Consider the following 11,095-nt stretch of genomic DNA (forward strand, 5'->3'; position numbering starts at 1 on the left):
CTTATCTGTACACACCCGTCACCAGTGGCGGGTTTTTTAATTCATAACCTTCTCTTTCCATCACCCGATGCATTCGTTAGCATATTGTATCGCAGCAAGTGCATGTGTTTTTTCAGGAAGAGGTTAACGTGTTCGCAGAGTATGGAGTTCTGAATTACTGGACGTATCTGGTGGGAGCCATTTTTATCGTGTTGGTACCGGGGCCAAATACGATATTTGTGTTGAAGAACAGCGTCGGTCGGGGAGTGAAGGGTGGTTATCTCGCCGCAAGTGGTGTGTTTATCGGTGATGCCGTGTTGATGTTTTTGGCCTATGCCGGTGTTGCCGCATTGATCAAAACAACGCCCGTTTTGTTCAACATCGTTCGCTATCTTGGCGCGTTTTATCTGCTGTACCTCGGTGCGAAGATCCTGTATGCGACACTGAAATCGAAAGCAAGCGACTCCGCACCTGAGGAAGTCCCGTTTGGCGCTATTTTTAAGCGAGCATTAATTCTGAGCCTGACGAATCCCAAAGCTATTTTGTTTTATGTTTCGTTCTTTGTGCAGTTTATTGATGTCAATGCACCGCACTCAGGGCTGTCATTCTTTATTTTGGCCATTACGCTTGAAGTAGTGAGCTTTTTCTATCTGAGCTTCCTTATTTTCTCCGGCGCGTTCGTGACACAGTATATTCGCACGAAGAAAAAACTAGCCAAAGTGGGTAATTCCCTAATCGGCCTGATTTTCGTTGGTTTTGCCGCTCGTCTGGCCACGCTTCAGTCGTGATGCTATCGGCCCGCTGGTTGCGGCGGGCCTTCAATATGACGCTTTGCTTTTCATTTGTAATTGTAGGGTTATAACCAATAAATGGTATTTTAAATGTATATTTTGAGGCGTACCCTGTGTACAGCAGCGATTCAATAAGACTCGCTGGTTGTCGACTGGAAAAGGGAAGAAAAATGCTTCAAATTCCACAGAATCATATCCATACACGCTCTACACCATTCTGGAACAAAGAAACCGCGCCTGCCGGAATTTTCGAACGCCACCTTGATAAAGGAACTCGTGCTGGGGTTTATCCACGACTTTCTGTTATGCAGGGGGCGGTCAAATATCTCGGATACGCCGATGAACACAGTCCGGAGCCAGTAGAGGTGATGGTTATTGAAGCCGGTCAGTTTGGCGTTTTTCCGCCGGAAAAATGGCATAACATCGAAGTGATGACCGACGACACTTACTTTAATATCGATTTTTTCGTTGCCCCGGAAGTTCTGATGGAGAGTGCAAATCAACGAAAAGTCGTGCGCACCGGCAAGGAGTAAATCATGGGCAAAGCAACCTATACCGTAACCGTGACCAATAACAGTAACGGTGTTTCTGTTGATTATGAAACAGAAGCGCCGATGACATTACTGGTGCCGGATGTGGCAGCAGAAGTGGTCAAAGACTTGGTCAATACCGTTCGTTCGTACGATACCGAGAATGAGCATGAAGTCTGCGGATGGTAGGCGTTAAATACTCTTACTGATTGAATACACAGAATTTTAATGTACTAACCGCACAGCGTTTTGACGGCGCCGTGCGGTTTTTTTATTTGTGTTGAACGTAGTGATGTCCTAAAAAAGATTCCTTAAGAATACCTTAAGAAATTCGCATTGAATGCTAATTGTCGATCATTCACAGGAGTTATGATCGCAAAACAGTAACAATACAGAACATCGCGCTTATGAAACTGAATACCCAAATTACATTCCCCACACTTATTCTAGGACTGGTCATTGTGGCGATCCCGTTCACCGCGAACTGGAATCTTCCGCTGCTCAACGGCACTGTCGTCAGATGGATCGAAAATGGGCAGGCGCTATGGCTACTGTTTGGTGCGGTATTTACCCTTGGCTATATCCGGCCTTTATCTCGCCCTGAAGGCGAGAAGCAATTTTGGCTTTGGGCAGCCGTGTGGTGGTTGGTATTGCTGGGGAGAAGCACCAGTTGGGGCCGTGACTATTTCCCGGAGCAGCCTAAACTTCTGTTCAGAGCTATCTCTGTTGTAATGATTTCCATGATTATTCTGCCGGTGCTGTTGTCGAAGCGCTTACGCCTGGATATTGTCCGACGCGTGCGTAATGAACCGCTACCGCTCTGGCTGTTGACGATCACCGCCTGCGCATTTTTGATTTCCGATACGGTAGAGCATCATCGTCTGCTGGCTCCCATCTTCCTGCACAATGTCCAATATGGCGATATGATTGAAGAATTGTACGAACTGCCGTTTATGGCTGGCCTGTTTCTGATGAACCTCGGTTTTATGCAGCGGGATATGCAGGAGGAATCTGCCTCCATCCGCTTCAGTGAACCACACCTGGTAAAGTAATGAGATAAAACCTGAGTCTGGGTATCCAGACTCAGGTGGCGAGGGTGGGGAATTACGCAATGGCCTCACATAAGCGTGATTTCATGTCGCTATACGATTGAGCGGCATATTTTTCAGCCCATCTCTGATCGCTAATGTGCTCGATATTTACGGCACAATATTTGGTTTCCGGCGTTTTCGAGATTGGATCGAGGTTATCCTGGGTCAACTCGTTGCATGCACCAATCCACCATTGATAGGTCATATACACCGTTCCGGAATTGATACGCTCGGATACATCCGCACGGCTGATGACCTTACCCCGACGCGAGCTGACCCACACCAGATCACGATGACGGATACCGAGTTTTTCGGCATCATGGGTATTGATTTGCACATATCCTGGTTCATCAGCCAACGCTTGTAACGCTGCGCAGTTACCGGTCATCGAGCGACAGGAGTAATGCCCAACTTCACGCACGGTACACAGTACCAGCGGATAATTGTCATCCGGAACTTCTGCGGGCGCTCGCCACGGTGCGGCAAACAGTTTGCCTTTGCCGTTGGCGGTATCAAACTGGCTGTGCGCGTAAAGGTACGGCGTACCAGGACTATCGAGATCGGGGCACGGCCACTGAACATGCCCCATTTCCCCCATTTTCTCATAGGTCACGCCGTAGAACAGCGGGCACAGCTCGCGCATCTCATCCCAGATTTGCTGGTTATTTTGATACTGCATTGGATAGCCCATTTCGCTGGCCAAAAGGCTGATGATCTCCCAGTCACGTTTCACATCAGCGGTGGGCTCAATCGCTTTCTCAAAACGCTGGAAGCCGCGATCGGCGCAGGTAAATACGCCGCCATGTTCGCCCCATGAGGTGGCGGGCAGGAGGACGTCGGCCATTTCCGCTGTCTTAGTCATGAAGATGTCTTGCACGACGATAAAATCGAGCGCGTTAAACCCTTCCCGAACCAGGCCCAGGTCGGCCTCGGTTTGCAGCGGATCCTCTCCCATGATGTAGTAGGCTTTTATTTTGCCTTCGATAGCCAGGTGTGGAACTTCGGTGATACGAGCCCCGACCTTGTCATCCATCTGATTAACGTCAATGCCCCATGCGCTGGCAAATTTTTCCCTGACGGAGGAATCGGTCACGTCCTGATATCCCGGGAACTGGTTAGGTAGTACCCCCATATCGCACGCGCCCTGCACGTTATTTTGCCCCCGCACCGGACCAACGCCGACGTTAGGGCGACCCAGATTCCCGGTCAACAACGCCAGGCTCGACAAACCGCGAACCACATCAACAGCCTGACCAAACTGGGTGACGCCCATCCCCCACATTACGGTTGCCGATGGTGCTGCGGCAAATGTACGCATTGCCTGACGAACCTGCTGTGCGGGAACGCCGGTCAAATGTTCAACGGCTTCAGGCGCATAGTCCTTAACGGTTTCCCAGTATGTTTCCAGCCCTTCCGCATGCTTTTGCACATACTCGCGATCGTAGAGTTGCTCTTCGATAAGAACATGACCGAAGGCATTAACCAGCGCCATGTTGCAACCGTTTTTCAACTGCAAATGTTGGTCAGCAATACGGGCGGTTTCAATACGACGTGGGTCGCAGACAATGATTTTTGCACCGTTCTGGCGAGCTTTAATTACCCGGCGGGCTACGATTGGGTGCGAATCGGCGCAGTTATAACCAAAGATCAGCAGGCATTTTGAGTTTTCAATGTCGCTGATGGAATTGCTCATGGCGCCATTGCCTAACGTTTCTTGTAACCCGGCAACGGAAGGACCGTGACAGACGCGGGCGCAACAATCGACATTATTGGTATGAAGTACGCCACGTGCGAATTTTTGCATCACGTAGTTAGTTTCATTTCCGGTTCCCCGGGAGGAGCCGGTGGTCATGATGGCGCGAGGACCATAGGCTTTTTTGATTTCAGACAGGCGTTTTGCGGTGTAACGAATGGCTTCATCCCAGCTAACGGGCGTGAATTTGCCACCTTTTTCATAACGGATCATCGGGCGAGTCAGACGGGGAGTCAGGAGGCGAGTGTCGTTAAGAAAGTCCCAACCATAATAGCCTTTCAGGCATAACTGATTTTGGTTCGTTACACCCTCTGCGGCTTCGGCGCGGATAATTTTGTTATTTTCGACAACAAGCTTGAGCTTGCACCCGGCCCCACAGTATGGGCAAACACTGGTGATTTTTTTCATCAATAACAGACCTGTTAAATGCTGAAATAGCGCGAATTGTAGACGCAGCCGCGCGATATGCACCGCGGACTACGATTTGTCGTAGCGACGGGTTGTTTAAGCATAAAGTGTGCCAGAAGTGAAAACCCAGCAATAACGGGGCTGACGGTAAAAGAGTTAAGCATAATGACTGACGATTCGACATTAATGACGAGGAGCGGCAAAAATTTAGCCTGCCGGTCAGCAGTCATAACCTTATGAAACATCGGAAAAAGATGAAAATATGAAGTGATGACGATCACAAATTTTAATTTTTCAGCGCTATGCTATGCTTTTATACAACGAGTGAATCGTTAATTTAAAAACATAAGTGAGGAAAATTATGGGCATTATTTCATGGGTGGTTTTCGGTCTTATCGCTGGGATTTTGGCAAAATGGATTATGCCGGGTAAAGATGGCGGCGGATTCTTTATGACCATTATCTTAGGGGTTGTTGGTGCGGTAGTGGGTGGCTGGATCAGTACCTTCTTTGGTTTTGGTAAAGTTGATGGTTTCAACTTCGGCAGTTTCGTCGTAGCGGTTATCGGTGCGATTGTGGTATTGTTTATCTACAGAAAAATCAAAAGCTAAGTAAACATACAGACAATAGGGGCCACTGATAAGTGGCCTTTATTTTGGTTACCACCACCCCAGTTCCGTGCCCAGAACCACGATGATCGCCACGCCAATCATAATAATCGTTGTTTTTTTCATCGTTATGCTCCCGGCGCAGCGTAGCCGCCAATAAAAAACCAGGATAAGAAAACGACAGCGGAAATGAAAATAATGACAGGGAAAATAATACCGAGTCGCATACGATTATCTACCAGAGTTATTTAAAGACGAGCCAGCATAGCAGGGCTTAATGTACGACAAAAGGGGTTTTATCCTGACGCTTTTATCCTGATACATTGCGCTGTCTGCAAGATGAAGCGCACAGTTTACATCAGTCTCCAGCGGATCAATTTCCACCACACCCAGACTGGCACCAGGATAAAACAGATGAATGTCACCCAGGTGGTAGTCACCGCAAATCTGCTGTTGCAGCTGATTTTTCACCTGCTGCAGACGCATAAGTTGATCAAGTTCATCTTCCGCTGACAGGCGAACGACTAAAAATTCGTCACCGCCCAGTCGACCGAGAATGTCATTATCATTACATTCACGGAGCAGGCGCTGCCCAATCTGGATCAGGAACTGGTCACCAACCTCGTGGCCAAAGCGGTCATTAATCAGTTTGAAATCATCCAAATCGATATAGGCGACAACTATCTTCTGCCTGAGATGGCGGGCAAGCGAAAAAAGGGTTTCCACATTTTCAAATATTGCGCGCCGATTCGGTAAACCGGTCAGGGCATCGGTGTAGGAGTGAGCAATCAGCGCAGCGTTCGCTTCACGTAACTGAGCAACCAACGACTCTTTTTGAATCGACTGGGCGATCAGACCGGCAAACAGATGTAATACTTGTTCTCCACGTTGGCTCAATGCCTGCTGGCGGCGGCTGGTAGCGCAGAGTGTACCGTAAAACGTTCCGTCAGGAAGATGAACGGGAGTGCTCAGAAAGGTGGTGATGTCCAGTGCGCGAGCGGCGGTACATTCCGGCCAGCGTGCGGGCACGTTGTCACTGTACAGACAGTTTTCCTCAATAGCGCGTTTGCACAGCGTTTCATCCCACGGCACGGATAGCCCTTCGGGGATCTGCATTTGGCGGCTATTACGTGCATACAGAATATGCTGCAGACGGGCATCCAGATCGACCTTGGTCAGGTAGGTCGATTCCATCTCAGTCACCATCTCCAGCATCTCCAGAAGTTGCCGAACCAGACTTTCAACAGACTGCTCCGTGGCTAAGGATTGTGAGACTCTGGCAAGGATCATGTCCGACATGAGATGTAAATGCTCCTGAGTAATGACTGGGCTGACGTTGCCCGCATGATAGAACATCAAGGTGAAAGATGAAACACGCCATCCAGCACAGAATGTAAACATAAAATGGATAGCTGGCAGGAAAACATGGAGATAGATGGAAAGTCGGGGTAACCTGCCAGGATAAGGTTTTTAACAGGAGTAAATATGAAACTGGCATCTATTGTTTTGCCCGGCTTGCTGGTGCTGGCGGGGTGTACCACAGAACCGAAAGCGCCTGTGCCACCGAAAGTTGGCATGGCGAATCCAGCATCGGTGTATTGCGAACAAAAGGGCGGCTCGCTGATTGCGGTGCAGACTCCGCAAGGTGTTAAGTCTGACTGCAAACTACCCAACGGGGAAGTAATTGATGAATGGTCACTCTGGCGTAGAGATCATCCGGCAACGGCCAAGTAATACGCGGTCAGCATTGACGTAGCCACTCAGCGAGCACCAGCGCGTGGTTTTGCTGGGTATTTTTCGCTGCATACAGTAGCGTTAAGGTTTGCTGTCGGGCAATCTCTGCGAGGCGCTTTCCTTCCTGCTGCTGTTGGGCCAGCTCTGCGCGATATTGTTCGGAAAAGTGTGAAAAATCGATCAGTTCTGCGTGGAATGCTTTGCGCAATTCAGAGGATGGCGTCAGCGTTTTATTCCATTCGTTGAAAGCAAGGTCAGTCTTTTTTATCCCGCGTGGCCACAACCGGTCGACCAACACGCGATAACCATCGCTTTTTTCTGCCGGGTCATACACGCGTTTACACTGAATCTTCATCTCTTCATCCGCTCCTTTCAGCTACCGCTCAGGTATTTATCATCAACTTTATTACGGTTAAATAAGATCGTAAAACGTGACCATTATAGCATTTTGCCTGTCCTGACTCCCAATTTAAGGGATTGTGATACCACTAAAAAGTCGGTAGGCTGAGGCTCCTTATGCTGTCCCTTATTGTCAGGACACAAGGAAAGCTTAATGGAAATTTCCCCAATTAAAGATACGCTTCGCATTGCGCTGGTGGGCGATTACAGCCCCGATATTGTGGCGCACCAGGCTATTCCCCTTGCTATCGATGATGCTGCCGCCGTCCTGGAATTGGTGGCTGATTACGACTGGCTAACCACATCTGATATCAACAGCAGTGAGGACTTGATTGGCTATGATGCCATCTGGGTCGTTCCAGGCAGTCCATATCGCCATCTTGAAGGGGCGCTGATAGCGATACGCTACGCGCGTGAAAACAGCATCCCGTTCCTGGGGACCTGCGGCGGCTTTCAACATGCGATTCTGGAGTACGCCCGCAACGTGCTGGGCTGGAGCGATGCCGCCCACGCCGAGACGGACACCACGGGTCGGATGGTGATAGCACCATTGACCTGCTCGCTGGTAGAAAAAACGGATGATATTGAGCTGCGGGCCAATACGCTGATTGCCAAAGCCTACGGGCGGGATGTTATCACCGAGGGATATCACTGCAACTATGGCGTATCGGAGGATTTTGCCGCCGAGCTTGAAAGCGGCGATCTTCGGGTGACCGGTTGGGATGAGGCTGGTGATATTCGTGCCATTGAGCTGGTGACGCATCCATTTTATGTTGGCACGCTCTTTCAGCATGAACGCGGAGCGCTGGCGGGAAAACCCGTGCCGTTAGTTCAGGCGATGCTGCGCGCCGCGCGCGGATAAAAAAACGGGCAGGTTGTTCACGAACCTGCCCTGTGCATTATGCGCTCGCGATCTCCCGATTGCGCCCCGCGCACAAACCAAATACCGCCATCAGCATCGCTAACAAGGCGACCCCGCCAAGAGGAATCAGCCAGCTATCGTTGAGGTCGTGAATTTTCCCCATCAGCGGTGGCCCGCAGGCGGCCAGTAAATACCCAACAGATTGTGCCATGCCGGAGAGGGCAGCAGCCTGATGCGCTGAGCTTGCGCGCAGGCCAATAAAGGTCAAGCCGAGGATCATCGTCGCGCCCGAGCCAAAGCCAAACAGGATGGTCCATAGCAATGCCTGGTCGGGCATTATGGCGAATCCCGCCGCGCCGACGGCGCACATTAATGAAACCAGAGCGGCGATGGCGCGCTGATCCTTAAATCTGTTCAGGACGAGAGGAATCAATAATCCCGGCGCGGCGGTCGCCAGCTGCAGTAAACCATGTAGCGAACCGGCCTGCGCCTCGCTGTAGCCGTGGCTGATCAAAATGGCGGGCAGCCAGCCGATGATGACGTAGTAGATAAGCGAATTGATCCCCAGAAACAGCGTCACCTGCCAGGCGAGGCTGGAGCGCCAGATCGCACGGGAATGCAGAGCGCGCGAGTTGCTCAAGCTGGCATTGGCCGTCTGGCGGCATTGGGGTAACCAGATAATCAGCGCCAGCAGCGGAAAGGCCATCAGTACCATCAGCGCACCGCGCCAGCCAAACCCGTTCAACGCCAGCGGTACCACAATGGCGGAACCCAGTGCCGCTGCTGCGCCCATGGTCAGCGAGTATGCGCCAGTGAGTTTCGCCACATGCTGAGCAAAATCACGCTTAATCAGTCCGGGTAAAAGCACATTTCCCAATGCGATTCCGCAACCAATGATAGCGGTGCCGCTAAACAGGAACCCTAGTGAGGGCAGCGAACGTATCGCAATACCCACGCAAATCAGTAGCATAGCAACAAACAGGCTGCGTTCGATACCCCAACGGCGCGCAACGGCGGCAGCCAGAGGTGAAACCAGTGCGAAAGCCAGCAGTGGCAGGGTGGTCAGAAGCCCCGTCTGGGCGGTGCTCAGACCGTAGTCGGCGCGAATTGCATCCAGCAACGGGGCAGCACCGGTAAAGGTGACGCGCAATGTGGTGGCAATCATCAGGATCCCCGCGATCAGCAACGCTGCGTTCTTGCCACGGGAGGAAGGTGTATTTGTCATTTTTTTCTCATATCGTCAGGCGAGGCGATACCTTATCGTTTTTACTCAATGGATGAATCAAGCTAAAATGACAGTTTATCGCTTAAATCGGACATTTTTATGTTAGGACTGAGGCTGGATGGATACGAACCCGATCTTCACCACGATGCGGCGGTGGCGTTTTGTATTCAGGCCCGGGAAGATGAACTTTTCAGTCCGCTGCATCAGCACCGTAAAGGCCAGTTGATTCTGGCGTTGCATGGCGCGATCACCTGTGAGGTTGAGAATGCTATGTGGATGGTGCCCCCGCAATATGCGGTGTGGATCCCCGGTGAAATTCCACACAGCAACCACGTTACCGTTGGCGCACAATTGTGCTTTTTGTTTATTGAGCCGCAGGCCGTTGTGATGCCCGATCGTTGCTGCACGCTGAAAATTGCTCCGTTGTGCCGGGAGCTTATTCTGGCGCTGGCATCCAAAACGGATGCCCAACGGCTGGAGCCGGCAACCCAGCGGCTGACGCAAGTGCTGTTTGATGAACTGCCGCAGCAACCCCAGGAGCAAATGCAGTTACCGGTTTCCGATCACCCGAAAATTCGCAGAATGGTCGCAACGATGGCGAGAGAGCCTGCACAATGGCAGACGTTGGGGCAATGGGCCAGCGTATTTGCGATGAGTGAACGTAACCTTGCTCGCCTGGTCGTCAAAGAAACGGGGTTGAGTTTTCGCCGCTGGCGTCACCAGCTCCAGCTGATTCTGGCGCTGCAGGCGTTGATTGATGGCCGCAATGTACAACAGGTCGCGCAAATGCTCGGGTACGATTCGACCACGGCATTTATCACTATGTTCAAAAAAGGCCTGGGACAGACGCCAGGCCGTTATCTGAACGGGCTGGCTACTGCTTCCCAACAATCAATGAGACCAGACCTGCCGCAATAAGCGGCCCCACTGGCACACCGCGAAACAGCGCCACGCCCAGTACCGTGCCCACCAGTAAACCAGCAACAAGCTGAGGCTGGCTACCCATTAGCGTAACGCCGCGTCCGCCAAGCCAGGAGACAAATACCCCAACGGCAATAGCAACCAGTGATTTCCAGTTCACAAAGGAGTGGATGAGCGTGGAGGGCGGTAGCGTTCCGCTGGCGATCGGCGCCATGACGCCAATGGTCAGAATTATAATCCCGACGGTCAGGCCCTGTTTTTCAATCCAGGGAAAGAAGGTATTCAGTGGGGTAACACGGACTATTATCAGCACCAGAATTGAAACAGCGACAGTGGTGTTGTGGCTGACAAAGCCCAGAGCTGCCAGTCCGAGCAGGATCAGCAGAGTGACATCAAACATCGTAGTTTCCTTGCCAAAAGAAAAAATAAGCCTGCTTACTGTACGCGTAAATGCGTGACGGAACAGGCTTTTTTTAATGACTATGATTTTTTTTGGGCTAACGCACGAAGCGATGTTTTTTACTGCTAACTTGTGCAGTTATTGTTCTCTGCGGAACGGGATTAATTCCGGTTGCGCGATGCGCAGGTAATCTGCGGTATCCATGATCACGGATTTTTCCAGCATTCCGGCATTGAACGCAATTTCATTAAAACGCTCAAACAACAGTGGGTCGGCGACCAGCTTGAGGTTCGGATGAAAACTGAACGGTGGGATAGCGCCAAATACGCAGCCAGTCAGTTCATCTACCTCCGCCGGGCTGGCAAGTGACGCTCTCAACCCGCCAATATGGCTGG

15 protein-coding genes and 1 pseudogene are annotated in these 11,095 nt (G+C 51.0%); 8 read left to right on the top strand and 8 right to left on the bottom strand.

Annotation, left to right across the window (positions count from 1 at the left end; all coding sequences use genetic code 11):
• The first annotated feature begins 128 nt into the window (after positions 1–128).
• The 4 genes from leuE to FDW94_RS21710 all read left to right on the top strand — a co-directional run bounded on the left by leuE (position 129) and on the right by FDW94_RS21710 (position 2,352).
• Positions 129–767, top strand: a complete 639-nt coding sequence (gene leuE / locus FDW94_RS21695; protein WP_048216323.1) for a leucine efflux protein LeuE — start codon at positions 129–131, stop codon at positions 765–767.
• Between the two features lie 173 nt (positions 768–940).
• Complete coding sequence (yeaR, locus tag FDW94_RS21700; RefSeq protein ID WP_003030735.1) at positions 941–1,303, top strand: DUF1971 domain-containing protein YeaR; 363 nt, start codon at positions 941–943, stop codon at positions 1,301–1,303.
• Between the two features lie 3 nt (positions 1,304–1,306).
• Positions 1,307–1,489, top strand: coding sequence for a DUF1869 domain-containing protein (locus FDW94_RS21705; protein WP_003832433.1), 183 nt, complete (start codon positions 1,307–1,309; stop codon positions 1,487–1,489).
• Between the two features lie 218 nt (positions 1,490–1,707).
• Entirely contained in the window at positions 1,708–2,352 is a 645-nt protein-coding gene (locus FDW94_RS21710) for a hypothetical protein (protein ID WP_137378241.1), read from the top strand.
• A 52-nt stretch (positions 2,353–2,404) separates the two neighbouring features.
• Here the strand turns inward: FDW94_RS21710 and fdhF are convergent, their stop codons facing one another.
• Entirely contained in the window at positions 2,405–4,552 is a 2,148-nt protein-coding gene (gene fdhF / locus FDW94_RS21715) for a formate dehydrogenase subunit alpha (protein WP_137378242.1), read from the bottom strand.
• A 361-nt stretch (positions 4,553–4,913) separates the two neighbouring features.
• On the opposite strand from fdhF, the gene FDW94_RS21720 reads away from it, so the two are divergent.
• On the top strand, positions 4,914–5,162 hold the full coding sequence (locus FDW94_RS21720; RefSeq protein WP_003832440.1) for a GlsB/YeaQ/YmgE family stress response membrane protein: 249 nt from the start codon (positions 4,914–4,916) through the stop codon (positions 5,160–5,162).
• A gap of 48 nt (positions 5,163–5,210) precedes the next feature.
• Here the strand turns inward: FDW94_RS21720 and yoaJ are convergent, their stop codons facing one another.
• From yoaJ to FDW94_RS21735, 3 genes are read right to left on the bottom strand one after another with little or no spacing between them, the layout of a single operon-like run.
• Entirely contained in the window at positions 5,211–5,285 is a 75-nt protein-coding gene (gene yoaJ, locus FDW94_RS21725) for a protein YoaJ (protein WP_095533175.1), read from the bottom strand.
• Between the two features lie 2 nt (positions 5,286–5,287).
• Positions 5,288–5,386: a YoaK family small membrane protein gene (locus FDW94_RS21730; protein ID WP_032941789.1), complete on the bottom strand. Its 99-nt coding sequence runs from the start codon at positions 5,384–5,386 to the stop codon at positions 5,288–5,290.
• Between the two features lie 4 nt (positions 5,387–5,390).
• The gene (locus tag FDW94_RS21735) at positions 5,391–6,458 is read right to left on the bottom strand and encodes a sensor domain-containing diguanylate cyclase (RefSeq protein WP_137378243.1); all 1,068 of its coding nucleotides are present in this window, start codon (positions 6,456–6,458) and stop codon (positions 5,391–5,393) included.
• A gap of 186 nt (positions 6,459–6,644) precedes the next feature.
• On the opposite strand from FDW94_RS21735, the gene FDW94_RS21740 reads away from it, so the two are divergent.
• Positions 6,645–6,893: a DUF333 domain-containing protein gene (locus FDW94_RS21740; RefSeq protein ID WP_079935322.1), complete on the top strand. Its 249-nt coding sequence runs from the start codon at positions 6,645–6,647 to the stop codon at positions 6,891–6,893.
• Positions 6,894–6,900: 7 nt separating this feature from the next.
• Here the strand turns inward: FDW94_RS21740 and FDW94_RS21745 are convergent, their stop codons facing one another.
• Positions 6,901–7,248 carry a DUF488 domain-containing protein gene (locus tag FDW94_RS21745; protein WP_003832445.1) on the bottom strand — a complete coding sequence of 116 codons (348 nt, stop codon included), beginning with the start codon at positions 7,246–7,248 and terminating at the stop codon, positions 6,901–6,903.
• A gap of 198 nt (positions 7,249–7,446) precedes the next feature.
• Between FDW94_RS21745 and FDW94_RS21750 the strand changes: the two genes are divergently transcribed.
• Positions 7,447–8,154 (top strand): CTP synthase, encoded by a 708-nt coding sequence (locus FDW94_RS21750; protein WP_020996459.1) that lies wholly within the window; start codon positions 7,447–7,449, stop codon positions 8,152–8,154.
• Between the two features lie 37 nt (positions 8,155–8,191).
• On the opposite strand, the gene FDW94_RS21755 is transcribed toward FDW94_RS21750, so the two are convergent.
• Positions 8,192–9,379 carry a CynX/NimT family MFS transporter gene (locus FDW94_RS21755; RefSeq protein WP_137378244.1) on the bottom strand — a complete coding sequence of 396 codons (1,188 nt, stop codon included), beginning with the start codon at positions 9,377–9,379 and terminating at the stop codon, positions 8,192–8,194.
• A 99-nt stretch (positions 9,380–9,478) separates the two neighbouring features.
• Between FDW94_RS21755 and FDW94_RS21760 the strand changes: the two are divergent.
• Positions 9,479–10,277, top strand: a pseudogene (locus FDW94_RS21760) (helix-turn-helix transcriptional regulator).
• Here FDW94_RS21760 and FDW94_RS21765 read toward each other — a convergent pair.
• Positions 10,254–10,700, bottom strand: a complete 447-nt coding sequence (locus FDW94_RS21765; RefSeq protein WP_003832453.1) for a DUF441 domain-containing protein — start codon at positions 10,698–10,700, stop codon at positions 10,254–10,256. The pseudogene FDW94_RS21760 and the gene FDW94_RS21765 sit on opposite strands and share 24 nt — an antisense overlap.
• Positions 10,701–10,838: 138 nt before the next feature.
• Positions 10,839–11,095 (bottom strand): YbaK/EbsC family protein (locus tag FDW94_RS24635; protein WP_283205076.1); only part of this gene is annotated, 257 nt, incomplete at its 5' end.

Origin of the sequence: Citrobacter sp. wls757, assembly GCF_005280935.1 — a bacterium.
Taxonomy (GTDB): Bacteria; Pseudomonadota; Gammaproteobacteria; order Enterobacterales; family Enterobacteriaceae; genus Citrobacter; species Citrobacter portucalensis.

Coding starts and splice junctions, on each gene's coding strand:
- yeaR (WP_003030735.1), top strand. CDS start 941: ATGCTTCAAATTCCACAGAATCATATCCATACACGCTCTACACCATTC.
- FDW94_RS21705 (WP_003832433.1), top strand. CDS start 1,307: ATGGGCAAAGCAACCTATACCGTAACCGTGACCAATAACAGTAACGGT.
- FDW94_RS21710 (WP_137378241.1), top strand. CDS start 1,708: ATGAAACTGAATACCCAAATTACATTCCCCACACTTATTCTAGGACTG.
- fdhF (WP_137378242.1), bottom strand. CDS start 4,552: ATGAAAAAAATCACCAGTGTTTGCCCATACTGTGGGGCCGGGTGCAAG.
- FDW94_RS21720 (WP_003832440.1), top strand. CDS start 4,914: ATGGGCATTATTTCATGGGTGGTTTTCGGTCTTATCGCTGGGATTTTG.
- FDW94_RS21730 (WP_032941789.1), bottom strand. CDS start 5,386: ATGCGACTCGGTATTATTTTCCCTGTCATTATTTTCATTTCCGCTGTC.
- FDW94_RS21735 (WP_137378243.1), bottom strand. CDS start 6,458: ATGTCGGACATGATCCTTGCCAGAGTCTCACAATCCTTAGCCACGGAG.
- FDW94_RS21740 (WP_079935322.1), top strand. CDS start 6,645: ATGAAACTGGCATCTATTGTTTTGCCCGGCTTGCTGGTGCTGGCGGGG.
- FDW94_RS21745 (WP_003832445.1), bottom strand. CDS start 7,248: ATGAAGATTCAGTGTAAACGCGTGTATGACCCGGCAGAAAAAAGCGAT.
- FDW94_RS21750 (WP_020996459.1), top strand. CDS start 7,447: ATGGAAATTTCCCCAATTAAAGATACGCTTCGCATTGCGCTGGTGGGC.
- FDW94_RS21755 (WP_137378244.1), bottom strand. CDS start 9,379: ATGACAAATACACCTTCCTCCCGTGGCAAGAACGCAGCGTTGCTGATC.
- FDW94_RS21765 (WP_003832453.1), bottom strand. CDS start 10,700: ATGTTTGATGTCACTCTGCTGATCCTGCTCGGACTGGCAGCTCTGGGC.